Annotated in this window: 24 protein-coding genes and 1 tRNA gene; 17 read left to right on the forward strand and 8 right to left on the reverse strand. The window is 34.3% G+C overall.

From position 1 onward, the window contains the following. Positions 1-23: 23 nt before the first annotated feature. Complete coding sequence (locus QWT87_RS13735) at positions 24-566, reverse strand: antirestriction protein ArdA (RefSeq protein WP_302716546.1); 543 nt, start codon at positions 564-566, stop codon at positions 24-26. 427 nt (positions 567-993) lie between these two features. Between QWT87_RS13735 and QWT87_RS13740 the strand changes: the two genes are divergently transcribed. The 10 genes from QWT87_RS13740 to QWT87_RS13785 all read left to right on the forward strand — a co-directional run bounded on the left by QWT87_RS13740 (position 994) and on the right by QWT87_RS13785 (position 11,332). After that, complete coding sequence (locus QWT87_RS13740) at positions 994-1,743, forward strand: Eco47II family restriction endonuclease (protein ID WP_302716547.1); 750 nt, start codon at positions 994-996, stop codon at positions 1,741-1,743. After that, positions 1,743-2,963 carry a DNA cytosine methyltransferase gene (locus QWT87_RS13745; protein ID WP_302716548.1) on the forward strand — a complete coding sequence of 407 codons (1,221 nt, stop codon included), beginning with the start codon at positions 1,743-1,745 and terminating at the stop codon, positions 2,961-2,963. Before QWT87_RS13740 ends, QWT87_RS13745 begins: the two co-directional genes overlap by 1 nt. A gap of 551 nt (positions 2,964-3,514) precedes the next feature. Then, the gene (locus tag QWT87_RS13750) at positions 3,515-4,009 is read left to right on the forward strand and encodes a hypothetical protein (RefSeq protein WP_302716549.1); all 495 of its coding nucleotides are present in this window, start codon (positions 3,515-3,517) and stop codon (positions 4,007-4,009) included. 14 nt (positions 4,010-4,023) lie between these two features. Then, complete coding sequence (locus QWT87_RS13755) at positions 4,024-4,371, forward strand: hypothetical protein (RefSeq protein WP_302716550.1); 348 nt, start codon at positions 4,024-4,026, stop codon at positions 4,369-4,371. Between the two features lie 357 nt (positions 4,372-4,728). Then, positions 4,729-8,160, forward strand: coding sequence for a DUF6443 domain-containing protein (locus tag QWT87_RS13760; protein ID WP_302716551.1), 3,432 nt, complete (start codon positions 4,729-4,731; stop codon positions 8,158-8,160). After that, entirely contained in the window at positions 8,150-8,737 is a 588-nt protein-coding gene (locus tag QWT87_RS13765; protein WP_256038650.1) for a hypothetical protein, read from the forward strand. Before QWT87_RS13760 ends, QWT87_RS13765 begins: the two co-directional genes overlap by 11 nt. 50 nt (positions 8,738-8,787) lie before the next feature. Then, positions 8,788-9,222, forward strand: a complete 435-nt coding sequence (locus QWT87_RS13770; protein ID WP_302716552.1) for a DUF7832 domain-containing protein — start codon at positions 8,788-8,790, stop codon at positions 9,220-9,222. 58 nt (positions 9,223-9,280) lie between these two features. Beyond that, positions 9,281-10,138: a tetratricopeptide repeat protein gene (locus tag QWT87_RS13775; RefSeq protein ID WP_302716553.1), complete on the forward strand. Its 858-nt coding sequence runs from the start codon at positions 9,281-9,283 to the stop codon at positions 10,136-10,138. A gap of 13 nt (positions 10,139-10,151) precedes the next feature. Next, positions 10,152-10,574 (forward strand): DUF3805 domain-containing protein, encoded by a 423-nt coding sequence (locus QWT87_RS13780; protein ID WP_302716554.1) that lies wholly within the window; start codon positions 10,152-10,154, stop codon positions 10,572-10,574. 8 nt (positions 10,575-10,582) lie between these two features. Beyond that, positions 10,583-11,332, forward strand: a complete 750-nt coding sequence (locus tag QWT87_RS13785; protein ID WP_302716555.1) for a DUF6882 domain-containing protein — start codon at positions 10,583-10,585, stop codon at positions 11,330-11,332. A gap of 272 nt (positions 11,333-11,604) precedes the next feature. Here QWT87_RS13785 and QWT87_RS13790 read toward each other — a convergent pair whose 3' ends face one another. From QWT87_RS13790 to QWT87_RS13810, 5 genes are all read right to left on the reverse strand, one after another. Next, positions 11,605-12,801, reverse strand: coding sequence for a hypothetical protein (locus QWT87_RS13790; RefSeq protein WP_302716556.1), 1,197 nt, complete (start codon positions 12,799-12,801; stop codon positions 11,605-11,607). A gap of 27 nt (positions 12,802-12,828) precedes the next feature. Continuing rightward, positions 12,829-13,194 carry a hypothetical protein gene (locus QWT87_RS13795; protein WP_302716557.1) on the reverse strand — a complete coding sequence of 122 codons (366 nt, stop codon included), beginning with the start codon at positions 13,192-13,194 and terminating at the stop codon, positions 12,829-12,831. A gap of 91 nt (positions 13,195-13,285) precedes the next feature. Then, complete coding sequence (locus QWT87_RS13800; RefSeq protein ID WP_302716558.1) at positions 13,286-13,585, reverse strand: helix-turn-helix domain-containing protein; 300 nt, start codon at positions 13,583-13,585, stop codon at positions 13,286-13,288. A gap of 188 nt (positions 13,586-13,773) precedes the next feature. Beyond that, positions 13,774-14,043, reverse strand: coding sequence for a helix-turn-helix transcriptional regulator (locus QWT87_RS13805; protein WP_302716559.1), 270 nt, complete (start codon positions 14,041-14,043; stop codon positions 13,774-13,776). A 676-nt stretch (positions 14,044-14,719) separates the two neighbouring features. After that, positions 14,720-14,793: transfer RNA gene (locus QWT87_RS13810), tRNA-Gln, on the reverse strand. A gap of 302 nt (positions 14,794-15,095) precedes the next feature. Between QWT87_RS13810 and der the strand changes: the two genes are divergently transcribed. The 6 genes from der to QWT87_RS13840 all read left to right on the forward strand — a co-directional run bounded on the left by der (position 15,096) and on the right by QWT87_RS13840 (position 20,105). Beyond that, on the forward strand, positions 15,096-16,406 hold the full coding sequence (der, locus tag QWT87_RS13815; protein WP_116097518.1) for a ribosome biogenesis GTPase Der: 1,311 nt from the start codon (positions 15,096-15,098) through the stop codon (positions 16,404-16,406). An 82-nt stretch (positions 16,407-16,488) separates the two neighbouring features. Then, positions 16,489-17,142 (forward strand): uracil phosphoribosyltransferase, encoded by a 654-nt coding sequence (gene upp / locus QWT87_RS13820; RefSeq protein ID WP_087712407.1) that lies wholly within the window; start codon positions 16,489-16,491, stop codon positions 17,140-17,142. 134 nt (positions 17,143-17,276) lie between these two features. After that, entirely contained in the window at positions 17,277-17,804 is a 528-nt protein-coding gene (locus QWT87_RS13825; RefSeq protein WP_087712408.1) for an RNA polymerase sigma factor, read from the forward strand. Beyond that, complete coding sequence (locus tag QWT87_RS13830) at positions 17,794-18,078, forward strand: hypothetical protein (RefSeq protein ID WP_087712409.1); 285 nt, start codon at positions 17,794-17,796, stop codon at positions 18,076-18,078. The genes QWT87_RS13825 and QWT87_RS13830 overlap by 11 nt, the downstream gene beginning before the upstream one ends. Then, the gene (locus QWT87_RS13835) at positions 18,071-18,520 is read left to right on the forward strand and encodes a Spy/CpxP family protein refolding chaperone (protein WP_302716562.1); all 450 of its coding nucleotides are present in this window, start codon (positions 18,071-18,073) and stop codon (positions 18,518-18,520) included. The genes QWT87_RS13830 and QWT87_RS13835 overlap by 8 nt, the downstream gene beginning before the upstream one ends. A gap of 385 nt (positions 18,521-18,905) precedes the next feature. Next, complete coding sequence (locus QWT87_RS13840) at positions 18,906-20,105, forward strand: cytochrome-c peroxidase (protein WP_302716564.1); 1,200 nt, start codon at positions 18,906-18,908, stop codon at positions 20,103-20,105. Between the two features lie 40 nt (positions 20,106-20,145). Here QWT87_RS13840 and QWT87_RS13845 read toward each other — a convergent pair whose 3' ends face one another. Together QWT87_RS13845 and QWT87_RS13850 are read right to left on the reverse strand one after the other, a co-directional pair. After that, a complete protein-coding gene (locus tag QWT87_RS13845) occupies positions 20,146-20,799 on the reverse strand; it encodes a ComF family protein (protein WP_288461280.1) in 654 nt (217 codons plus the stop codon). Positions 20,800-21,313: 514 nt separating this feature from the next. Beyond that, positions 21,314-22,789, reverse strand: coding sequence for a helix-turn-helix domain-containing protein (locus QWT87_RS13850; protein WP_302716568.1), 1,476 nt, complete (start codon positions 22,787-22,789; stop codon positions 21,314-21,316). Between the two features lie 125 nt (positions 22,790-22,914). Between QWT87_RS13850 and aceB the strand changes: the two genes are divergently transcribed. Continuing rightward, positions 22,915-24,489, forward strand: a complete 1,575-nt coding sequence (gene aceB / locus QWT87_RS13855; RefSeq protein WP_302716570.1) for a malate synthase A — start codon at positions 22,915-22,917, stop codon at positions 24,487-24,489. The last annotated feature ends 74 nt before the right edge of the window (positions 24,490-24,563 follow it).

A 24,563-nucleotide genomic window follows, 5' to 3' on the forward strand; every position in this document is an offset into this window, starting at 1 on the left:
AGGTGCAAAGATTGTTATTTTAATTAGTTCTTGAAATAGTAGCCGTTAGAACTCATATAATCGTACATCAAATGCCTGGCGGTTGCTTCCCAATCAATATAAATGTAAGAAGGCAAATTTTCAGGAATTGAGCCGTCCTGCTCTAAAATATCCTGCGCAAAGTCTTCATCTGAATTATACTGCCCGAAATAAGAATCTGAAAGATTATATAAAAGGTCTTCTACGTCATTATGATAATAACTCATGCACTCCGCATAGGCTTCTATAACCTCGAAATCATAATCTGAATTATTGATTTGTTCGGCTATTTCGTAAATATCTGCTGAAAGATGGTATTCACTGATTAGCTTTTGTTTGATAAAGAACTCTGAGCATTCATAATCTTGTAACATGAACTCTGGTTCGTCTTCATCTTGGTGTAGTTCCTGCATAGCCTGTAAAAGCTCGTCATAACTTGAATAATTTGAAAGGTTTAACCATTCACCATAGATTGAACCTTCATTGTACTTTTTGTACGTTCCGACATAGATTTGGAAATCTTCCAAACAATTTTGTAACTTTGTCATTGTAGATAAGTTTTAATTACGCGTTAAAATTTTACACTTCCCCGTTCAATATTGGTAGTATTGACGGGGTTTTTTATTGCTTTTCAGTAGTCGAAAACCGTGCCAAACGTTCTAAAATTAGCATACTTTTAAATAAAACAGCAATAATATTTTGAATCCGTAGAAAATCTTTTCAAATCTGTTCTAACTTTGGATTGTAGTCTAAAAATATTCAAAAAAAATGTTGAGGTTTTTACACCGCCTGAAAACTTTTGACCAACTTTCAACAGGTGGGGGTATTGCAAAAACTCGTCTTACACCCTCCCCCTAAGACTAATATGGGTACTTTTTCCAGACATATAATAAAGATTTCTAAATAGGAAGATTTTAATCTATGTTGAATTTTATAGTTATATTACTAAATTTGCAAAAATAAAATTAAAAGAAGATGAGCAAATATGGCTTAGGTTTTATTTCCGATAATAATTTATTTGAACACGTTCAAAAAACTGTTAATGCCTACAGTTTTGCAATTGACTTAGCAAAGTTTAATAAAAATTTAATTGATCCAATAAAATTAACATTCGACTCTGTAGTTTATGATCAAAGTATTCAAGATACTATTGAAAATGAAGTCATTAGACAACTTGACAAAACAAATTCTAATTTGATAGGTTATTTCCATCAGGATATTTTTAAGTATATTTCAAAAGATTGGACTGTTCCGCCTAGTGGGTTTGATATTGTAAATCAAAAGGAGAAAATTTTTGTAGAAATGAAGAATAAACATAATACTATGAACTCTTCTTCAGGTGCAAAAACCTTTATGAAATTCCAAAGTACATTATTAAAAGACAATGATGCAAGCTGTTATCTAGTGGAAATTATAGCAAAAAAGAGCCAAAATATAACCTGGGTTATTACTTTAGACGGAGAGCGACAAGCTTCTAATGTTAAAATCAGAAGAGTTTCAATTGATAAATTTTATGAAATTGTAACAGGAGATAAGAATGCATTTCGCGATTTATGCTCGGCACTTCCCAAAGTTATCCGCGATGTTGTAAAAAGTGGAGAAATCCGTGATAGAAAAAATACAGTTTTCGAAGAACTTAATAAAATCTCTACTGATTTACTAACAAGTATATATTTGTTATCTTTTAGCAGTTACGAAGGTTTTAAGGATTTGAAGTTTAAATAATGGAAGTATTGAATGAATTTGAAGTTAGTAATCTATTAGACGTTTCTCTAGAGCGTCTAAATACTTGGGCTAAAAATAAAAAGCTTGTTCCAATAAGTATTAATGGAGTCAAGAAATATAGCAAAGAAAGTTTACTACAATATGATGTCGCATCTGAAGTTTTTAACACTAAATGGGAAAATTTCATTAAGATAAAGCCTAATAGAAAGTACACGTCAATCGAACTATTTGCAGGAGCAGGTGGTATGGCTTTAGGAATGGAAAAAGCAGGAATTGAGCATGTCTTATTAAATGAGTTTGAAAAAAATGCATGTAAAACTTTACGATATAATCGCCCAAAATGGAATGTTATAGAAGATGACATTCGAAATCTAGATTTTACAGAATATAGAGATAAAGTAGATATTATAACAGGAGGCTTTCCTTGTCAAGCCTTTTCACATGCAGGTAAAAAATTAGGATTTGAGGACACTAGAGGAACACTATTTTTCGATTTTGCCAGATGTATTACGGAAGTTAAACCAAAAGTATTTATTGGAGAAAATGTAAAAGGTTTATTCACACATGATAATGGGAAAACATTAGAGGTTATTAAACAAGCTATTAAAGATATTGGTTATACTCTAATTGAACCTAGAGTTCTGAAATCAATGTATTATAAAGTACCTCAAAAGAGGGAAAGACTAATTCTTGTTGGTGTAAGGAATGACTTGGCAGAGCATATCGAAAAATTTAAGTTTCCTGAGAAATTCCATAGAGTTTTGACTGTTTCCGATGCTTTTAAGAAAGGCGTATTATTTGACAAAGATGTGCCAGAAGAAAGCGGCGTTAAATATCCAAAGAGGAAAAAAGAGATAATGGAACAAGTACCAGAAGGTGGATATTGGCGAGATTTACCAGATGAGCTCCAACGAGAATATATGGGAGGAAGTTATTTTTTAGGAGGTGGTAAAACTGGATTAGCAAGGAGACTTGCTATGAATGCACCATCATTAACAATTGTTTGTTCACCAGCTATGAAGCAGACTGAAAGATGTCATCCTACGGAATCTAGACCATTAACAGTGAGAGAAAGTGCAAGAATTCAGACATTCCCCGACGATTGGAAATTTCAGGGAGCAATAGGTCAACAATACAAGCAAATTGGTAATGCTGTGCCTGTAAATTTAGGATATGTTCTGGGACTAAGTGTTGTTGATTTCTTAAATAAAATAGAATAAGAAATACTCATAGTCTAAAATATTCAAAAAAAGTGCTGAGGTTTTTGACACCTCCCAAAAATCTTTGTCCGACTTTCCAAAGGTGGGGGTACGGCAAAACCTCGCCTTACACCCTCCCCCTAAGACTAATATGGCTACTCTTCCGATACATATAAAAGAAAATTTCAAAATCCGTAAGGAGGTATCAGAATTTTTTATCATTTTTGCAATTCGTGAAATTAAAACGGTTTAATTATTGATATAGAAAAATTTATCTAAAAGGCGAACAGCTATTTTAGAAGACATCAACGAATATAAGCGTAAAGCTATCGCATTGGTTACTGAAAACTAGGAATCTTCAAAGACAACCAAATCCGATTGATTTACGCTCATGCTCCATACGGGCGTGGGCGGAGTCTTTCTGGTTGTCGGGTATCCTAGTACCTCAGTAACAGATTGGCTTTAGTTCCACGCTTTTGTCATTTATAATACATTATAAAATGGGGTATCTACACAAAATCATTGAATTAGAAAAACAAAAGAACTTTCAAGAGATTGCTACAACTCTTTTCATGGAAGCCGAAATCAGCTACAACCAGACTGAATGGAGCGAGAAAAAACAAAACATGAAATATTGGGAGTTTGTAAGCAAAACAAAACACCTTCTTAACAAGGACTTCCATAAAAACATTGTGTTTGGCGACTTACAGCCTAACCCATATCTTATAAATGCTTATAAAATCATTGGCGGAAAAGGAGAAATTGCATTTTGGAGAGAAGACAAATACCCCCTTGACGGAGCAATAGCACGTCTAATGTTTACCCCGACAATTTACATTTACGCAAAAGAATGTTGCGAAGTATTTGAAGAAAAGATAGGCAATAAGCCATTATTTATGAGTGGCTTAACCCCACAGGGAGTTGTTAACAAATACAATTCTGAAAAAAATACAATCAAGTCCCATACAACAACCTACACAAACAATAGCTCACAAAGTGGATGTGTGGGAGTTCTATTGTTAATAATGGGAATCATAAGCTTACTAATATTACAAATTAACTTTTAAAACAATAATACATTATGAAAAAAATGATTTTTACTTTAATGTTCGCATTACCAATGTTTTATTTCGCACAGGACACACAGAAAGTTAAAAAGTGTGATTTGCCAACAAACTATCAAGAACCAGCACCCGATAAGAAAATCCAATCTTTTTTGAAAAAAGTAGATGCAACAATTGAAGACCTTAGAAAACACGTTGCAATAGACAATGATTGCGAGGAAAAAGATGTTGTTTTCTTACGTATTTCAGAACAAAAAGGAAACGGACTTTATGATTTGTGCATAAAAGGTAAAAATCTTAAATATAAAAGGATGGGAAGCGTGTTTATGAAGGCAAATGAAAACCCTTTTGATGTAGCAAAATGATGTTGCAGTTTCAAAGAGGTTGTATTCCACCATTTGAAATTAAGCCGTACAGCATTTGGGATGATGTATCGCTTATTTTGATGATGGTTTCACTCCTTGCATTATATACAGCGTGTGCTTATTATTTACTACAAGGTTTAAAACTCTTTATAAATGCTCTAAAGGATCGTTTCTAATAAATCTTTCAAAAACCTCTTAAAAAAACGACAGGTTTTGACGTTTTGCAGATCTACATTTACGGACAGAAATAAATTACTGAATGAAAAATATGGGGAAAATACCTATGTTGTACACCAATGATTATTTCTAAATTGTCGACCAAATAAAAATTAACTATGTAAAAAATTCACAAGTATCATGAGAAAAAATTTATCGAAATTCCTTCTCGCATTCACAGGAATGCTTATAAGTGCGTGTACCTATGCACAAACCACCCCAAGCAATACAGAAAACTACATTGAAAGTACCCGATGTCTGGATGCTGACTGCGTAAAGAAGTCTGTAACCGTAGAATATCTGGACGGACTAGGAAGAACCAAACAGATCGTTCAGGTTAAAGCTTCCCCCACAGGAAAAGATGTTGTTACCCACGTAGAATATGACGGATTCGGAAGACAGGTAAAAGAGTACCTGCCTGTACCGCAAAACGGAACATTAAACGGAGCTATCGTTCCCAACCCTTTAGCCAATGCCGTGAATCCGAATCTGTACGGAAATGAAAGGATATTTTCTGAAAAAAAACTGGAAAACTCTCCTTTAGACAGATTACAACAGCAGACCAAAGCAGGAACAGCATGGGCAGATAAACCCATTACATACGAGTATCTAGCCAACTCAGCTAATGAGATACGAAGGTATGTTACCACTACTTCAGCAGTAGACGGAATCATGAACTCAACCCTTAAAGTAGCGGATAATACTTTGGCGGTGAATGGTTTTTATAAAGAAACTACAATCCGTAAAAGAAAGATTACCGATGAAGACGGAAACACGACCTACGAGTACACCAACGGACAGGATGAACTGATCCTGAGCAGAAAGGTACTGAGTGCTACTGAAAATGCAGATACCTACTACATTTACAATGAGTATGCCCAACTGGCTTTTATTATTCCTCCACTGGCTTCGGAAGCCATTAAAAACCTTCCCGCAGGAACACAGATTCCCGATGAGATACTCAATAACCTTTGTTACCAGTACCGACTTGACGGATTAGACCGTGTAGCAGAAAAGAAACTGCCTAATAAGGGATGGGAGTATTTTGTGTATGACAAACAGGACAGACTGGTTTTAGCGCAGGATGCCTTACTGAAAACAGCTTTTAACAACTTCCAGGCAAGGGGATGGATATTTACAAAATATGATGAGTTCAGCAGGGTTGCTTACACAGGATTTTTTAGCAATTCCCAGTCAAGGGCAGAAATACAGGCGTATCTTAATACTCTTACCGCTAATGGCGGGAATTATGAAATTCGGGTGAATGATCCCAGTTTAATAAGCGGACTGAACCTGTATTACAGGAATCTTGCTTATCCTTCTTCCAATATTACGCTTTTAAGCGTTAATTATTATGACACTTACCCTCCTGATTCCCCACCTTTTCCGCCAACGGTTTTAGGACAGTACACATTAAGGGATCATCCTGGAGTAAATGACGATGCTTCAACCAATAATTTAAAAACAGCGCAGTATCTAAAGAATATCGAAGATAACCGCTGGACGAAAAACTATGATTATTACGATACTTTTGGAAAGGTTATTGCCACAAGGTCGTACAATCATTTAGGCGGTTACACCCATAAGGATTTACTGCTTGACTTTACAGGGCAGACTGAAAAAAGCATCACCTATCACAAAAGATTAAGCACTGATACTGAAAAAGTTGTTACCGAGACATTTGAGTATGATGCCCAAAACAGGCTTTTGGTACAGAAACATCAGGTAGACAATAAGCCAGTAGAAATTATTGCGCAAAATGAATACAACGAACTTTCCCAACTGAAAAACAAAAAGGTAGGCGGAACAAACCCTGCACAGCCTTTGCAAAGCATAGATTATACCTACAATATACAGGGATGGCTTACAAAGGTGAACAATCCGCAAAATCTCGGGAACAAGCTTTTTGCCTACGAACTGAAATTCAACAATCCTGTCAATACGAATCTTTCTTCTCCCTACTTTAATGGAAGCATTGCGGAGTCTGACTGGATTTCTTCTTCGGGGGAAGGACTGAAAAGATATTCCTACAAATATGATCCTTTGGGAAGGCTGAAAAGCGGAATCTATTCTGAGCCGAATGCTTCTGTTCCCGAGAATAACTATTACAATGAGATTCTTACCTATGACCTTAACGGCAACGTAAAAACGCTGAAAAGAAACAGGTATCTTATCGGGGTTGGCGCACAGGTTATTGATGATCTTGCATTTTCCTATACAGGAAACAGACTAGATACTGTTACGGAAAGTTCAGGCAATTATTTTGGTTATCCCGATACTTCGGGAACTGCCATTACGTATGACGGCAACGGAAATATGCAGAGCCAGATTGATAAAAATATTTTACAGATCGACTATAATTTCCTGAATCTTCCGAGCTATATTAAATTTAACAAATCGGTTTCAAGGAAAGGGGCGATTTACTACGTTAATACAGGTTATTTGTACCGAGCGGATGGCGTGAAGCTTCGTAAAAGCTACAATTATTTTACAGGGCGTACCAATGTCGGGACTTCATCGGTAAACGAGTATTTCGATGGTTTCCAGTATAAGAATTCAGATTCTTCTGTACAGCCTGACGGAAGCTATACTATGGCATTGCAGTTTGTGCCGACCGAAGAAGGTTATTACGATTTCATTCAAAATAAGTACTTTTACCAGTATAAAGATCAGGTCGGAAATATCAAGCTGTCGTTTTATAAAGATGCTTCGGGAAATGCAGTAGCAGACAGAATTTCGGATTTCTACCCTTTCGGGATGGATTTTGGCGGTGACGGAATGAATATTTCAGGATCTTTATCTCCCAACTACCTGTATTCTTTTCAGGAACAGGAAAGACAGGAAGAAACAGGATGGAGTTCTTTTAAATGGCGAAACTATGATCCTTCGTTTGTAAGGTTCTTTAATATTGATCCGTTGGCGGAAAAGTACGCTTATCAGTCCCCTTTCAATTTCTCGGAAAATGCCGTAGTGGCACACAGGGAACTAGAAGGACTGGAAAGTATAGGCGTTTTGGGCGGAGGATTGGCAGCTCCTGTTCTCACTCCTTCACCTACCTACAATAATAATTCTGTTGGCAGAATGACTCCCCAGTGGATGCAGAACATGAACAACAGGATTTCAATGAATACTATTATTGCAAGCAGTGCTGTAATCTATGGTGGGAAAAAGTTTAAAGAAGTTGCCAACCGTGTGCTGAATAGTGAGGGGGACAGCAAAGAAAATGCTAGTAAGACAGAGAGTGGTAAAAATAAATCTGGTAAAGCTAAAGATTCCAAATCCGAAGAAAAAGGAGTTATTTATGAAGTCCCTGAGGATGGAACTGAATCAGGGGAATTATATGTAGGCAGAACTAAGAAAGGTGATCCTACTAAAAGAGGGGGTAAAGATGATGGTAGAGATAGAAAAAAGGCAAAGGTTATAGATGAATACGACCCAAAAAATCCTGAAGAAGGTGCTTATAAGGAGCAAAAAGCAATAAATGAAAGAGGAGGTGTCAATAAATTAGATAACAAAAGAAATGAGATGAACCCTGAACGCTATAACAAAGCAAAACAAAAATATGAAAACTAAAGAAATAGATAATTTTTGGAATTGGATTAAAGATAATATTGAATACTTATCTCCAAAAAAAATTACAGAAGAATATATTGATCTTTTAGATAAAGAAATTGAAAAGCTTGGTGATTTTTCTTGGGAAATAGGTTTTGATAACAGAATAGATAAGAAATTTTTAACAATTTCTCCTGAAGGCGATGTTGAATTGCTTGAACTTTCAAAAACTATAATCAGTAAGGCTCCAAATATTGAAGATTGGGTTTTTTATTCTTCTAAGCCTCCTAAACAGTGGAAATTAGTATTTAACCTACTAATTAACGGAGAAAAAGTTCAATTTAATGCTACAGAATGGAAGTACGTTCTTTATAAATATCCTGATAATGTTTATGATGTAGTCATAAAAGTACCGATTTCGTACAAGCCTTACGAAGATTATTTTTACCAAATAGGAGATATTGCTGTGACAGGAGAATTAGGAGAAGCTTTTGTTCTTGAATATATAAACGATATTGACCTTGTATTTGAGTTCAATGAAGAAGAAACAGGTAAAGAGAAAAGTTTTTCTTATCTAAAATCGGAGATACTCATGTAGTTTATTGAAGTATTGAAGTAAAAACTATTACAATTAACTAAAAAAATATTATGTCATACGATAAAATACAATGGCATTCAGAAGGAGAAAATTTTCCTAAAGAAGCAAATCCTGAAAATGGCGGAACGCACATAGGGATTTTTCTAGCTTGGATTATCCAAAATAATTTAGTTGGAGAACTTTATATTGAATTAGCACAGGAATCAATTGATAAGGTTAAAAGACGAGAAATAACTGGTAGAGATTTTTTAATTATGGAATGTGACAGCAAATTCTTTAATGAAGTTTTAAACGATGAAGGAAATAAATTTGTAAAGAATTATTACGAGAGTACTGGTGATGATAATTATTTTAGTGATTATGCAACAGTCTTTGATGAATATAATAATATATATGAAATAGACAATTCGTGGCAAAATTACGATAAGATAAAACCAACCATAGATATGCGCTATCAAGAGTGGAAAAGCAAAAGCTTAACATGATTTTACAGAACAAATATTTAGTTAAAACGCACCTTACTAAACTATAATTTTGACAAAAATGGAAAACACCTATATAACTTGGGAGAGCTTCACAAAAGGCTTTGGAAAAGAAATGGTTATAGCTGAAGATGTTTATAACAATATGGTAGAAAGAAGTGGTCTTAAAGATCATTGTCTTTCTAAATTTGATTTTACTTTCGTCTCAGATAAAAGAGAAAATTTAATTAAACTGTCTAACTTCCTGAATGAACATTATCCCTATTCTGTTGATGAAGTAACGGAATATGAGGACGTTTGGGAGATTAACGGAAAAACTAATGAAATTGCTGTAACAAAGGACAATTTAACATATTGGGCATTAGATATGTATAAAAGAGGTTATGAGTTTGATGCCGTCTTAGATGCTTATGGAAGTTTCTTTGATCCTAAAGAACAAATCTTTCCTGAATTAGAGGATGCTGATTATTATTTCGATTTAGGTATTGAATGTTATTACAAAGGAGATTTAAGCGGTGCTATTACTAACTTTTCTCTGGCAATTTCTATCAATCCGAATGAACCTGACGCATATTATTCCAGAGCAATCGTAAAAAACGAGCTTTATACATGGAAATCTGCTTTGAATGATTACGACAAGGCATTAGAAATTGCCCCTGATTTTTCCAGTGCTTTAATAAACAGAGGAGGACTTAAAGATGAAAATGGAGATTATCAAGGTGCAATTATTGACTATCAAAAAGTTATTCAGCTTGAAAATCCCGAAAAAGAGGATTTACAACAAGCCTATTTTAACTTAGGCAATACCAAATTGAATCTTAAAGACCTGAAAGGTGCTTGTGAAAGTTGGAAAAAAGCATTAGATCTTGGTGCGGAGTATGCAAAAGATAGAATAAATGAATACTGCCAAAACGTATAGGAAATATAAAACAATGAACTATAAACAATTTACATCTAATCAAGAATGGGTAAACTTTCCTTATCCGTCTAATATGATAAGTGAAGAGGAAGAAGAAGGAACATATTTATTCTATACCGAACACACTGGTAGTTTCAGAGTTACCCCTTTAAAATTAGAAGGCAATGGTAATTTTGACGCAGATAAATATCTGGAAAATTTATCAAATGATTACAATGGTGAAATTCTAAAAAATCCTTCAAGTAAATATGTATACTACATATCATATTCTATGGAAGAGGATGAAAAATTAATGATTTTTAATTGGATTTTTGCGGTTAATAAGAAAATAGTATACTGTAGCTACACTATTGACGATAGCGATAAGGATAATCCTGAAATTTTAAAAGAAAAGAATGAAATTCTAAAAATTATAAATAACCTAAAGATAGAGTAGAAAACGAAATGGCAGATTATGAGAAATTTAGTAAACAAAAACTTGATGAATTAATTAAAATTCAGGATAGATTTAAAGACAGTTTTAAGATTAATTCATATGCAAATTGGTTCTATGACAGCGAAACTGAAGTTTTGCGGTTATACAATAATAATGAAGATGAAATATTTTTCAAATACATTTCAGTAGGTACATTTTCTTTAAAATCTAAAACTTGGATGTGGAATTGGTTTAACAATTCTTCTATCGAAAAGAGCAAAAGTCAACTTTTAGCAATAAAAGAAATAGGTATTGAGAATAGATTTACAAAACTTATGGAGGGAACTTTCCCAAGTGATGAGTTTGATGGCTGGGAGCTAACAGCAATTTGTTTAGATTTTTTTCATGGAATCGGAGCATACAAGGTGGAAATAAATGGTTTAGAACAATATTTGTTAATAATTGATACAGCAGATAAAGAATCTGTTGAGGTTAAAAAATTAAAACAAAAAACAGTTAATTGTGCCAATCACGGTTATTCCAGACCCGCATTTGTTTGCCAACATTTAAACCTTGAAACACCAAAAGGTTTTGAAGAAGCATTTGAAACATACAAAGGCATGGAACTGGATGATGAAGACGATTTTCAGGCATGGTGTAGCGAATGCGAAAAAGTGAGAATTGAACATGATGGTTGGAACGAAGAATCTGAGAGTTTTGCTAAAATAAAACTGATTTGTGAAAACTGTTACTTTGAATTAAAAGAATTTAACAGTTGAATTCTATCATGGGGAAAGCTATATTTTTATTATCACTAAAAATTAAAACGAATAGTCATATAGTTTCTGAAAAATATAAAACAGAATAATATAAATACTTTAGCATGATATTAAATCCTGATCCAAGCAAAAATTCAAAAAATACAAATGATTGGTTCTACCATAGACAGGTAAAGCCAATCATTTAAAATAAGCTTTGTTGATCTTTTATCAAATTGAATCTAACGATATTTTATAAGTGAGAAGTCAAAATAAATAGAAACAGGCTAATTTTAAACTTGCTTTCTATTCTCAAACCTGTTCCGAACTTCTCTGTAATGAGTCTCAATAGTTTTTTTATCTTTACCAGATACCAGCCTTAAATTAGCCTGAGTAATTTTAGGATACTTTTCATAGTTCCAATTTTCAAGAAACTCTAAAAGCTCCTGACGTGTTTTTTCAACCCTGTCGTTTGCTAAAACCTTATTAGCCAGTCTTTTCTTTTCTGAAGCTGACATCTTTGGATCTTCAAAATAAAATCTTCTCGATTTGTTTTCCAACGGCTCAAGTGTTCCTCTTAGCTTATAATTTTTCATAGCTATTTCTTCTACTGTTCCATCTCCTAAAGGTGTAACAAAATACTGGCTGTTATAGCTTTGTAAATAATGATGTAGTAATTCAAAAGCTATATGTGGATTTAATGAGAGAAGACATTTTGCAAACCCATTTAAATACCTATGCCTGTTTCTTGCACCTACAGATTCAAAAGGAACAAAGCATTGGCAGTAGTTGATTTTTTCTTTTCCAAAGTCAAATAACCCGTTTTCATCGAAACGTATCCCATAATTTTCAGCAACTTCCTCGAGGTTACTGAGTCTTATTTTTCCCCCGTTTCGGTAGTATATATTACTATGTCCATCGAATTGGGGGAAAAAATTGGGTTGCAAGTCTATTTTAGCTTCGGGGTCTTTTTTTTCAAAAGATAATGCTGTCGCATCATCATTATAATGCGCCTGCATATCATAACTCACAAGCTCTGCTTCCATCAAAATGGTGTTCAGATAGTCTTTTTCTGCAACTCCTATCTTACTTGCAACCCACTTATATGCATCCTCTAACTTTTCTTCAAATATGTTTTCTACTTCCACCAAAATACAGCATCCTTTTCCATTAACGGTACTCCAAAATGCTTTAACATGGGTAACATCATAGTCAAAATCATTGCTATCTTTTATCTCATAATAAAAGTATCCGCTTAGTAATGTGCCACCCTCATTTTTGTTTGAAACTGGATTCAAGGAATTAAAATTACACACTTCCAATTTATCACGCAACCTATGTAAGACGGCTTCTGAATCACATTTCCTCAATTCTTCAATGAATTTCACATCCCTTCTGTCAGGATTCTGAATATAATCCAGCAATTCCCTTACATTAGAGTACTCTGCTATTACTTTTTTATCAGTTAAATTATTGTAGATTGAAAACATATAATTAATACTTATAGAATTGCAAACTTACTTCTGGAGTAGATTGTACATGGTTTCTACATCACAAGTCATATTATCCCAGTAATTTACATCACCATTATAATAACATTTAATAAATTCAGCTCTATTGAATTTATCCTTATCCCATTTTTTGGCTAACATTTCTGACAATACCTCATTAACCTCTTGAAAATCTGTAGCGAAATACGGACTAATATCAATTTCAACCACCATATCTCCATCAGTTTCTTTTGGGTAAATCCGCACCTCAGACACAAAATTGTCATTCTTAAAAATAAAAATCATCCATGGTGAATTAAAAAAGATCCATTCATCTTTATTAACAGAAACTTCAATAATATCAATATCTAAGTCATTTTTTAAATTATTCATAATTACGTATTTGATTGTTTTTAATGCATTTATATATGTGTAAGCTAGAAGGAAGGGTAGCAATACCCTCCCAATATCTTACCTCGTTTTATTAGTTTACACGAATTAATGATTTTAAAATCTCCGACTTTTTGAAATAAACTTGTGATCCTAACATGTAGGTTTTTACTTCTCCAGATTTTCTTAATCTCCAAAGTGTTATTTTGCTTACTCCTAGATATTCAGTAGCTTCTTTAATTGATAAGAGTTCTTCAGTTTTTCTTTCTTCCATAACATTTATTTTAGCTGTTAAGGCTTCTTCCATTTCATAATGAAGTTGTTCTTTTAATTCCTGCATAACTGCAAGTAATAGCATTTCAATGTGGCTGTTGTTGTTTTTATTCAAATTCATAATGTTTTGATTTTTAATATATTAAATTTTATTTTATTAAAATTTAGACATGACAATCCCTCCCGTAATATTTATTACGGATATGTTTACACGTCGAATTTTGTTATTTTAAATTACACTAAGCTGAAATTTTATAAGTCTTTTTATATTTTATTTATAAATTACCGCTTGATAGATATTTCTTGTTTTTAATTATTCTTATACGCTAAAACTTCTTTTCTATCATAATACACTTTATGCCCGATTTTTCTGGGTATTAAAATCTTTTTCTTATTCCAATTAAAAAGCGTTGAATATGTCACATCCAATAATTCCATCACCTCTTTTCTTGTTAAAAGTTCTTTCTCTTTTTCTGTTTGTTTCCCCATATTAAAGGCTTCTAATACTTTTATAACTACTTTTTCAATTTCAGTAATTAATTCGTCTTTCGGTACTTGTACCAACTGTAATGTGTTCATTTTATATAATTTTTAATAATAATTCTATTTAATACATAGCAAATTTTTGGGTATAAAAAAAAGACCCCCTTATTAAAAAGGTCTTTAATCTATTTTCAATTTATATGTCTGTTATTCTTTTTCTACTATTTTATTTAATTCATTTTTAATTAAAGGACATAATTTTCCTGTTAGGCAATAAAAATTTCACTTACTGCCTTTAAAGCAAAAAACCTATCAATGCTAATGTAACATTCATAGGTTTTTTACAATATTCTGACTTGTTTTTATCAAAATATTCAATGAAAGTCAATTTATTACTACTTTTTTGTAAAAGTATTATTTAACTTTCTAATTAAACTCTTATCAAAAAACGTGCCAAATATTTTATTTTTTAAAAAAATCATTAATATCCTAAATTACTGAAAAATTTAGCGGTGGATAGGTTTTTAATGTTTGTCAAATTGATGCAGGCTAGTATTTGCTACTTAGATGAAATAATAATTGTGTGCAAGAAACATCTATGAAGTGAGGGGGGTATTTCGTTGGTAAAAATACAATTAGGTTCAATTAGATTTAATGAGGTTCACTCCGAGTGTTTTTTATAAAAAGGGTGACTAAAATGGTGACCAAACGTCAAAAAGTGACCAAAAACAAAATGCAACTTGCTGTAATTTAGCTAGTTGCATTTGTTAAATGGTAGACCCACAGGGATTCGAACCCCAGATGACTGAACCAAAATCAGTAGTGTTACCGCTACACCATGGGTCTGTATTTCTATGACGCGAAATTATATAAATTATTTTAAAAATAAAAATGATATTAAAAGAAAAGTGCGTGGCAATCGATTATTAATTGATTTACAAAGATTTATTTTTTTAAATTTTTTATTCGGAATGAAAGTTTCTTTGCATATTAATTATGAGAAAGTATGATTTGAAATCAGAGCTTTTCTGCTACAAATATCAAATTAAATAAAAAGCGTATCTTTGCAAAAAATTGGGCTCCAAAAGTTGGAGAAACCCATTAATAACGTGTCCTGAGCTTTGTCGAAGGATTATTAAACATTTTTTATGTCGAATATTGTCGCAATCGTTGGGCGTCCCAACGTAGGAAAATCAACGCTTTTTAATCGTTTACTGGAAAGAAGAGAGGCTATCGTAGACTCTACCGCCGGTGTTACCAGAGACCGTCATTACGGAAAATCCGACTGGAACGGAGTAGATTTCACGGTAATTGATACTGGTGGTTATGATGTAAACAATGATGATGTTTTCCAGGGAGAAATTTCTAAGCAGGTTCAATTGGCGATTGATGAGGCAACTTCTATCATTTTCATGCTGAATGTAGAAGAAGGTCTTACAGATACGGATTACGAAATCCACGAAATGTTGAGAAGATCCAATAAGCCGGTTTATATCGTAATCAATAAAGTAGATTCTTCCAAAGAAGAACTCGCTGCTACAGAATTTTATCAGTTGGGAATTGAAAAATATTACACTTTGTCTTCCGCAACAGGTTCAGGAACAGGAGATTTACTGGACGATGTGGTAAAAGATTTCCCGACTACCGAATACAAAGATCCTTTCGAAGGATTACCGAAAATTACCATTGCAGGTCGTCCGAACGTAGGAAAATCTACCATGACGAATGCTTTGCTTGATGCCGACAGAAATATCGTAACAGATGTTGCAGGAACTACAAGAGACAGTATCCAGACCCTTTATAACAAATTCGGACACGAATTCGTATTGGTAGATACAGCCGGAATGAGAAGAAAATCCAAAGTAAGCGAAGACTTGGAATTCTATTCCGTAATGCGTTCTATCCGTTCCATCGAATACTCTGATGTTGTGATTATTATGGTGGATGCTACTCAGGGATGGGAATCTCAGGATATGAACATTTTTGGTCTGGCTCAGAAAAACAGAAAAGGAATTGTGATTCTTGTTAATAAATGGGATTTGATTGAAGGTAAGGAGACGAATACCATGCGTGATTTCGAAAAACAGATTAAAGACAAGATCGGGCAGTTTCAGGATATTCCTATTTTATTCGTTTCCGCATTAACGAAGCAGAGAATCCTGAAAGCGGTAGACATGGCAATGCAGGTGTATGAAGACCGTAAGAAAAAGATCAAAACTTCAAAACTTAATGAAGTGATGCTTCCTATTTTTGAACAGACACCGCCTCCTGCAAACAAAGGGAAATACATTAAAATCAAATACTGTGTACAGCTTCCGACGCCGTCACCACAATTTGTATTCTTCTGTAACTTACCGCAATACGTAAAAGAACCATATAAAAGATTTACTGAAAACCAGCTGAGAAAAGAATTCGGGTTTACCGGAGTTCCTATCGAAGTGTATTTCAGACAAAAATAAATTGTAATCCCTTTCAGATTTTTCTGAGAGGGATTTTATTCTTCATTAAATATATATTTTTAGATAAAAGCTTTTCAAAATAATGAACACAATCGTTTTATCAGAACAATTTTCTTTAGTTAATTCATGGATCAATGAGCTTCGAAATGTTGAAATCCAGCACGACCGTATGAGATTCCGCAGAAATATGGAAAGAATCGGCGAAATTGCTGCTTTCGAGATCAGTAAAACACTGGAGCAGAAAGAAATTGAAATTCAGACTCCTCTGGATACGATTAAAGTGAAAGAAATTGCTGTTCAGCCTGTTATTACAACCATTTTGAGAGCCGGAGTTCCTCTGTTTGAAGGAATTTTGAATTATCTTGATAAAGCAGACTGCGGATTTGTTGCCGCTTACAGAAAACACGACGCCAACGATTATTTTTCTATTAAACAGGACTATTTAACGTGTCCCAATATCGAAGACAGACCTTTAATTGTTGCCGATCCGATGTTGGCAACCGGAGCTTCTCTTATCGAAGCCATTAAAGATCTGTTAACCCATGGAAAGCCGACTGAGCTTCACATTGTTGCTGCAATTGCTTCAAGGCAGGGAGTTGAAACCATAGAAAAAGCGTATCCCGATGCCAAAATCTGGGTAGGAGCTATTGATGAAAGTTTAACATCAAAAGGATATATCACTCCCGGATTGGGAGATGCAGGAGATTTAAGCTACGGAGAAAAACTACAGCGATAAAATAATCTGATCAATCTTTCTCAGGATCATTTTTACATCTGAATTTCTTTTATTTTTACGGAAACTGAAAAAGCCGAAGGAAAAAATATTTTTTCTCGTCTAATATAAAAAGTGACCGTAATGAAAACCGGAATATGAATTTCGAGTTTATCTTCCGTCAGCATCAGAAAATGGTGTATAATCTTGCTTTGCAGTATACCCAGAATACCGAAGATGCGGAAGAAATAACTCAGGATGTTTTTGTAAAAATATCACAAAAAATAGATGGCTTTAAAAACGAGTCATCCTTAAAAACATGGATTTACCGCATCGCAATCAATACATCCTTAGATTTTCTTAAACATAAAAATTCCAGGAAAAGATTCCTTTTCGGTCTCTTCAGAGATTCGGATGCCGAAAACAGACAGAATGAACCGGTAGATTTCAATCATCCCGGTGTAGTTCTTGAGCAGAAAGAAGAAGTGATGAAAATTTTCAGCTTTATCAATATGCTTCCGAATGATCAGAAAACAGTGGTTATCCTAATGAAAATTGAAGGCAATTCTCAACAGGAAACCGCTGAGATCATGAATATCAGTCAGAAAGCGGTGGAATCACTTTTTCAACGTGCCAAAAAAAATCTTGTCCAAAAACTAAATCAACAGAAGGAATATGAAAAATAAATCGTCTAAGTATGTAATGGAAGATCAGTTGCAGATATTAGAAAAAATTCAGAGCGTGGAGGCTCCTTCAGAATTGTACGGAAAGATTCTCAGTAAAATTGAGAATCAGAAGAAAGATATTGTTTCCCCAAAATGGATTTTCGCCGCGGCAGCCGTGATTGCTATTCTGATCAGTTTGAACGTAAAAGTTATTCAAAACACAAAAGATAATTCAAAATCAGATTTTGATACCTTATTTATGATGAAATCACAAAATACTTTTTCGTATGACTAAAAACAGGTTTTACATTTTTATCATCATCGGTCTGTTGATTTCTAATCTACTGTTGGTTGTCTTCATGCTCATGCGAAAACCTCCGCATCATTCGGGGCCGAGAAATCTCATTATTGAACGGCTGCATTTGGATGAAAAACAGATACAACAATATGACGTGCTGATTCAACAGCACAGAATGCAGATCAGAGAAAAAGAACACGAAATGATGGATGCGAAAACGCAGTATTATTCATTATTAAAAAATAAAGATCAGAAAAACGGAGATTCTTTGGTACAGCAAATCGGAAAGATAAGTATGGAAACCGAGAAAATTAACTTTAAACATTTTCAGGACATCAGAAAAATTTGTCATCCCGATCAGTTACAGGATTTCGATCATCTTATTGATGAATTTGAATCTCTTTTTGCTCCCGGACCGAAACCTCCACACGAGCGATGAAAAAAAAATATTTCGTTTTTATTTAGTTTTCGTGGGTTTGATTTTCTCTTTCGCAGACAATATTTACCGGAAACAAGTCAGTTGAAAAATAATTCAGAAAGAAGATCATAACTGTCGATAAACAATTTCCCAAAAAAGTTTTATCAGCCGAAGGAAAATAAATGTATTGTCGTCTAAGAAAATAATGATGGCGTAAAGAATAAATAAAATGAAATCGGAAAGCTTAAAAAGTAAAACAGTCTTTGTCAGCTTAAAAAAACAATGTGTTATAAAATTCAAAGATTAGCACAAATGTTAAGAACTACGATTAATCATGAAGAATCAAATTTTTTATTCCGAAAATATCCTCTAAAAACTTTTAAACTAAACATTCTAAAAACCTCTTATGAAAAAACTTACATCATGGCTTGTTCCTGCATTCTTCACAGCAGTAGCCTTATATTCCTGTTCGGGCAGCGATACCTATGAAGCAACTCCGGTTACACAGGAAGAATATCCCGGAATTCTGGCTGCTTTTGGTGCCAATATCAATCTCAGCAGTCTTGAAAATTATGCCAATCAGCCCAAACCGGCTTATATTACAAGAGATAATACCGCCGGAAATCCTATTACGGATAAGGGCGCTACATTGGGAAGAATGCTGTTTTACGACAAAAATCTTTCCAAAAACAACACCATTTCATGTTCAAGCTGTCACAAACAGGAACTTGCTTTTGGAGACAATGCAGTTGCAAGTACCGGAGTGAACGGAACAACAGGCAGACATTCCATGAGACTGGTGAATGCAAGATTCGGAAATGAAATGAAATTTTTCTGGGACGAAAGAGCGACTAATCTGGAAGAACAGACTACGTTCCCGATTCAGGATCATAACGAAATGGGCTTCAGCGGAACAAACGGCGATGGAACACTTCAGGATTTGATTGCAAAACTTCAGAACATTAAATACTATCAGGAAATGTTCAAATTTGTTTACGGAGATGCTACCATTAATCAAACAAGAATTCAGAATGCATTGGCGCAGTTTATCAGAAGTATTCAGTCTTTTGATTCCAAATATGATGCAGGAAGAGCTGCAAGTGCAAATGATCAGCAGCCGTTTGCAAACTTTACGGCACAGGAAAATCAGGGAAAAAATCTATTTCTGGCTCCTCCTGTTTTTGATGCGACAGGAAACCGTACCGGTGGCGGATTGGGTTGTGCGGCCTGTCATGCAGCTCCGGAATTTGATATTGATCCGAATTCCAGAAACAATGGAATTATAGGCAAAATCAGCGGAACCGGAATCGATGTTTTTAACACCAAAGCTCCAAGTTTAAGAAACATTACCAACAGCAGCGGAATAGAAAACGGACAGTTTATGCACACCGGAAACCTGACAACGCTTCAGCAGGTGATTGGTCATTACGGAAATATCAATATTGCACCGGGAAATACCAATCTCGATCCTCGTTTGGCGCCTAACGGAAACGGACAAAAGCTAAACCTTACATCAACGGAAGTGAATGCAGTAATCGCATTTTTGAAAACACTTTCCGGAACCGATGTGTATACCAATAAAAAATGGAGTAATCCTTTTAAATAATTACAATTTCTTAAAGCTGTTCTTTGTGGAGCAGCTTTTTTTATTCATCAATCGCCATAACCAAAACGCTCACTTTATTATCTCCCGATTTCAGGATCTCCCATGCAATCGAAGCCAGCGTATTTCCCGTTGTAAAAACATCATCAATTAACAAAATATGCTTACCTGAAATATTTTTAGTCATTGAAAATACATTTTCTGTTTTCAGCCGGTTCTGCTTATCCTTCAAAGCCTGAGCTTTAGAATAATGATTTCTTTTCATCACATCATGATCAAACGGAATAGCATAAAATTCTGAAAGCGTTTCGGCAAACCAATGCAGTTGATTATATCCTCTTTCTTTTAATTTTTTCGGATGAAGTGGAACCGTCACCAAAAGATCTGGCTTATGATTTTTAAAATCAAGTCTTTCCGTCGTCCATTCAGCTAAAGTTTTTCCGATTTTCTCCCGGCTCCTGTACTTCAGTTCATGAATTAATTTTCGGCTCACATTTTCTTTTTCAAACTGCATGAGTGCAAAAGCATTTTCGATAGGAAAAAGGAGACTGCATTTTTCTTTAACAAAATTATCTTCAGAATAATCGTTGTGGGTAAAGTGGATCTGTTCAAAACAAAAATTACAGACCGGGAAATTGGCATCAATAATGCGGCTGCACCGAATACAGCGATTCGGAAATAAAATATCGAGCATCATTTGCGGATTGAATAACTAAAATGATTATTAATTTTTTACAGGAATAAAAGATTATTAATTCTTTCGATTAAATAACCCGAATAATTAAATTGTTTTTTATATCCCTAATTGGTGTAAAAATAATCATTTCACCCGAAAATGAAGTGAATAATTAAAAAAAAAGGAAAAAAATATGATTGTCCGTAACTTGTCATAATTAGAAAATCTTTGAGTTCTTCGCTTTATGCTGAGCTTGTCGAAGCACCTTTGCGAACTTAAAAACAGTTGGTATATAAAAGAATCTTAGCGATTCTTTGCGTGAAAATTAAGCATTATGATCATTAACGGATAATCATAAAAAATTGATTGTCCGTTTATTAACCTAAAGCTTCGACAGGCTCAGCTTGACATCGCTAGAAATCAAGCGTTTAGTATTAGAGGTGTCACACTGAGCTTGTCGAAGTGCCTGTTATAAATAATTGATTTTCATATCAGTGCAAAGTAATAGGTTGTTTAACGGATAATCATAAAAAAATTACAAAATATCCTTCCTGATCTTTTCAATTGCATTTTTCATCCCCGAATTAAAATATTCTTTCTCCAGACGGATTGGCGGCGATTGTCTTACTTCACAATCCGCAATGCTGCACGATTCGCAGGTTACTCCTACATTGATGGTTTTTAAAGTCGGAGATTTAATAAAATTGATTTTTTTAATCGTCTGTGAGTTCAGTAAAATTCCCAAACAGTAACTTCTGTTGCTTCCGTCGGAAAAAGGATTTTTTTGCGATGTAGAAATCACCAGATAACTGATTCCCTGATCTTTGTAATGCGAAATCTGGGCTTCCGTTAATGTTTCATTTTCTTTTAAATGATGAAGATTTTTCACGGCAATCCATCTTCTGCAATAATGCTCATTGGTTGCATTCGCATGGGGAGCCTGTTGATGATTGAAGTGTAACTCTTTTAAAATCTGTATTTTATCTGAATTTTTCTTTTTAACAAGGCATAAGTAAAACAAATCTTTTATTCCCAGTTCGGAAGAAAGAATATTGGTCAGGCGATAATAAAATGTTTCGGGAGAATTGGTGAAATTATCGATCAAACTTTCAAAATTCTGAGAATTCCATTCGTTTTGCAGGAAAAAATCTGAAGTTTTTTCAATTGTTTTCTGTTTCGAAATCAACAGCGCTCCCGCAAAATACGAAGCATAAAAATTATTTAAAATTTCTTCAAAACTTCCGAAATCCAGCCACGAATACGTATTCGGTCGGTTTTTCAGCTCCAGAACATTAAATCCGATCTCTTTCGCGAGAATAAAGGTTTTCTGGTCTTTTTCCAATTTCCGGTTTAAAAGCAACAGCTTTTTTTCAGGGACAAACAATGAGCGTAAATTATCCAAAGTCCCGTACTTCTCAAAATCTTCCGACTGAATATGGTAATTAAATTTTTCATTCAGAATAGTCTCCAGAACATCAGACTGTAAATTTTTGTCGATCTGCAATCCGTTTTCCTGAGCAAAAAGCTGAACTTTTTCCTCAATTTCAGGAAAATAATTATCATAAAGTTCCTGAAAAGAACGTAAAACGGCGAAGTAAAATCTTTCCTTTCCTAAATTATAATTTTGTGAAATTTCGATCAGGGCATTGATAAAAGCGGTGACTTTCTTTGGCGCATCACTAATGATACTGATCAGGTTATTTTTATTGATCCCGAAAAGATCCAGAGGAATTTCTTTAAAAAAATCTGACTGAAGAATTTCATTAAAAGGAGTGAGGCTCTTATCCAGTTTTGTGGAAACCAGATCGTCAAAAGTACAGTTCAGCGCTTCCGAAAGCTGAATGATCTTATCGTGCTTCGGATATTTCTTTCCGTTTTCAATTTCGTTAAGATAAGATTTCGATAAACCTGTCTTTACCGCAAGATCCTGTAAAGACCAGTTTTTTTTCTGTCGCTGCTGTTTCAGTTTCAGCCCGAAAACCGTTTTAATAAAGTCACTGTCCGAATTCATAATTCAAATATAATATTTAGAAGCGATTATTCGCATAATAATTTTTAAAATAATTTAGCGAACGTTCGCTATTTGTGAAAATTTTTATTTATGTTTGCAATGTTCAATTACAAAATTAAAACAATATGGAAACCAAGATTCAGTTGAAAATCAATGAACAACAAAATTTTGAAGAAGTTTTTACCAATGATTTAATCGATTTTTTGGTTGAGCTTCATCAGAATTTTAATCCGAAAAGAATAAAGCTTTTAGAAGAACGAGAAATCAGGCAAAATGAATTTGATAAAGGTATTCTTCCGGAATTTTTAGAAGAAACCAAGGAAATAAGAAACGGAAACTGGATCTGCGCTCCGCTTCCGAAAGATTTACTGGATCGGAGAGTGGAAATTACAGGACCGGTAGACCGGAAAATGATTATTAACGCGTTAAATTCCGGAGCTTCCACTTTTATGGCAGATTTTGAGGACAGCAATTCTCCGACATGGAAAAACTCCATAGAAGGTCAGTTAAACCTTTCTGATGCGGTGAACCGGAGAATAGATTTTACGACTGCGCAGGGAAAATCTTATCAGCTAAACGAAAAAACGGCTGTTTTATTGGTTCGTCCCAGAGGTTTACATTTAAATGAAAAACATATTGAAATTAATGGGGAACAGGCTTCTGCGTCATTAATCGATTTCGGAATTTATTTTTTCAGAAATGCTAAACAATTAATGGAAAATGGAAGCGGCCCGTATTTTTATCTCCCGAAATTAGAGCATTATCAGGAAGCAAGATGGTGGAACGAAGTGTTTGTCTTTGCACAGAATTACTTAGAAATTCCGCAGGGAACCATTAAAGCAACAGTTTTAATAGAAACAATTACCGCTTCTTTTCAGATTGATGAAATTTTATTTGAATTAAAAGACCACAGTTCCGGACTCAACTGCGGAAGATGGGATTATATTTTTTCTTTCATTAAAAAATTCAGAAACCTTCCCCGGTTTATTGTTCCCGACAGAGATCAGGTAACCATGACTTCTCCTTTTATGAGTGCCTATTCAAAACGCGTTATTGAAATCTGTCACAAAAGAAATGTTCATGCAATTGGAGGAATGGCGGCACAGATTCCTGTTAAAAATGATTATGAAGCGAACAGCATTGCTTTCGGAAAAGTAAGAAGCGATAAAGAACGGGAAGTAAAAAACGGACACGACGGAACATGGGTGGCTCATCCTGCGTTGGTTTCTGTGGCTAAAGATATTTTTGATAAATATATGCCTTCCAAAAATCAGATCGATAAAAAATTTCAATACCATATCACCGAAAAAGATTTACTGGAAGTTCCGAAAGGTGAAATCACCGAAAAAGGGGTTCGAAAAAATATCAACGTCGGAATCCTTTACATAGAATCCTGGTTAATGGGAACAGGAGCTGCAGCCATTTATCATTTAATGGAAGATGCGGCAACCGCAGAAATATCCAGAACCCAGATCTGGCAATGGCTGAAAAATGATGCCTTTTTAAGTGATGACCGCACTTTAACCAGAGAAATGATTCTTCAATGGGAATTTGAAGAACTGGAAAGAATTGAAAAGTATGTTGGTGAAGAACGTTTCCGTAAAGGGAAATTCAATCTTGCTAAAGAACTTTTTAATGAATTGATTTTCAGTGAGAAATTTGATGAATTTTTAACTCTAAAAGCGTATCCTTTTATTTAAGTGAGAGAGTAATGAGAGTGGGAGGGTTTTAGTGTTTGAGCGTTTAATGTAATTGCAACGATCAACGATCAACC

Source organism: Chryseobacterium urinae (assembly GCF_030518295.1).
GTDB lineage: Bacteria > Bacteroidota > Bacteroidia > Flavobacteriales > Weeksellaceae > Chryseobacterium > Chryseobacterium mucoviscidosis.

Coding starts and splice junctions, on each gene's coding strand:
- QWT87_RS13735 (WP_302716546.1), bottom strand. CDS start 566: ATGACAAAGTTACAAAATTGTTTGGAAGATTTCCAAATCTATGTCGGA.
- QWT87_RS13740 (WP_302716547.1), top strand. CDS start 994: ATGAGCAAATATGGCTTAGGTTTTATTTCCGATAATAATTTATTTGAA.
- QWT87_RS13745 (WP_302716548.1), top strand. CDS start 1,743: ATGGAAGTATTGAATGAATTTGAAGTTAGTAATCTATTAGACGTTTCT.
- QWT87_RS13750 (WP_302716549.1), top strand. CDS start 3,515: ATGGAAGCCGAAATCAGCTACAACCAGACTGAATGGAGCGAGAAAAAA.
- QWT87_RS13755 (WP_302716550.1), top strand. CDS start 4,024: ATGAAAAAAATGATTTTTACTTTAATGTTCGCATTACCAATGTTTTAT.
- QWT87_RS13760 (WP_302716551.1), top strand. CDS start 4,729: ATGAGAAAAAATTTATCGAAATTCCTTCTCGCATTCACAGGAATGCTT.
- QWT87_RS13765 (WP_256038650.1), top strand. CDS start 8,150: ATGAAAACTAAAGAAATAGATAATTTTTGGAATTGGATTAAAGATAAT.
- QWT87_RS13770 (WP_302716552.1), top strand. CDS start 8,788: ATGTCATACGATAAAATACAATGGCATTCAGAAGGAGAAAATTTTCCT.
- QWT87_RS13775 (WP_302716553.1), top strand. CDS start 9,281: ATGGAAAACACCTATATAACTTGGGAGAGCTTCACAAAAGGCTTTGGA.
- QWT87_RS13780 (WP_302716554.1), top strand. CDS start 10,152: ATGAACTATAAACAATTTACATCTAATCAAGAATGGGTAAACTTTCCT.
- QWT87_RS13785 (WP_302716555.1), top strand. CDS start 10,583: ATGGCAGATTATGAGAAATTTAGTAAACAAAAACTTGATGAATTAATT.
- QWT87_RS13790 (WP_302716556.1), bottom strand. CDS start 12,801: ATGTTTTCAATCTACAATAATTTAACTGATAAAAAAGTAATAGCAGAG.
- QWT87_RS13795 (WP_302716557.1), bottom strand. CDS start 13,194: ATGAATAATTTAAAAAATGACTTAGATATTGATATTATTGAAGTTTCT.
- QWT87_RS13800 (WP_302716558.1), bottom strand. CDS start 13,585: ATGAATTTGAATAAAAACAACAACAGCCACATTGAAATGCTATTACTT.
- QWT87_RS13805 (WP_302716559.1), bottom strand. CDS start 14,043: ATGAACACATTACAGTTGGTACAAGTACCGAAAGACGAATTAATTACT.
- der (WP_116097518.1), top strand. CDS start 15,096: ATGTCGAATATTGTCGCAATCGTTGGGCGTCCCAACGTAGGAAAATCA.
- upp (WP_087712407.1), top strand. CDS start 16,489: ATGAACACAATCGTTTTATCAGAACAATTTTCTTTAGTTAATTCATGG.
- QWT87_RS13825 (WP_087712408.1), top strand. CDS start 17,277: ATGAATTTCGAGTTTATCTTCCGTCAGCATCAGAAAATGGTGTATAAT.
- QWT87_RS13830 (WP_087712409.1), top strand. CDS start 17,794: ATGAAAAATAAATCGTCTAAGTATGTAATGGAAGATCAGTTGCAGATA.
- QWT87_RS13835 (WP_302716562.1), top strand. CDS start 18,071: ATGACTAAAAACAGGTTTTACATTTTTATCATCATCGGTCTGTTGATT.
- QWT87_RS13840 (WP_302716564.1), top strand. CDS start 18,906: ATGAAAAAACTTACATCATGGCTTGTTCCTGCATTCTTCACAGCAGTA.
- QWT87_RS13845 (WP_288461280.1), bottom strand. CDS start 20,799: ATGATGCTCGATATTTTATTTCCGAATCGCTGTATTCGGTGCAGCCGC.
- QWT87_RS13850 (WP_302716568.1), bottom strand. CDS start 22,789: ATGAATTCGGACAGTGACTTTATTAAAACGGTTTTCGGGCTGAAACTG.
- aceB (WP_302716570.1), top strand. CDS start 22,915: ATGGAAACCAAGATTCAGTTGAAAATCAATGAACAACAAAATTTTGAA.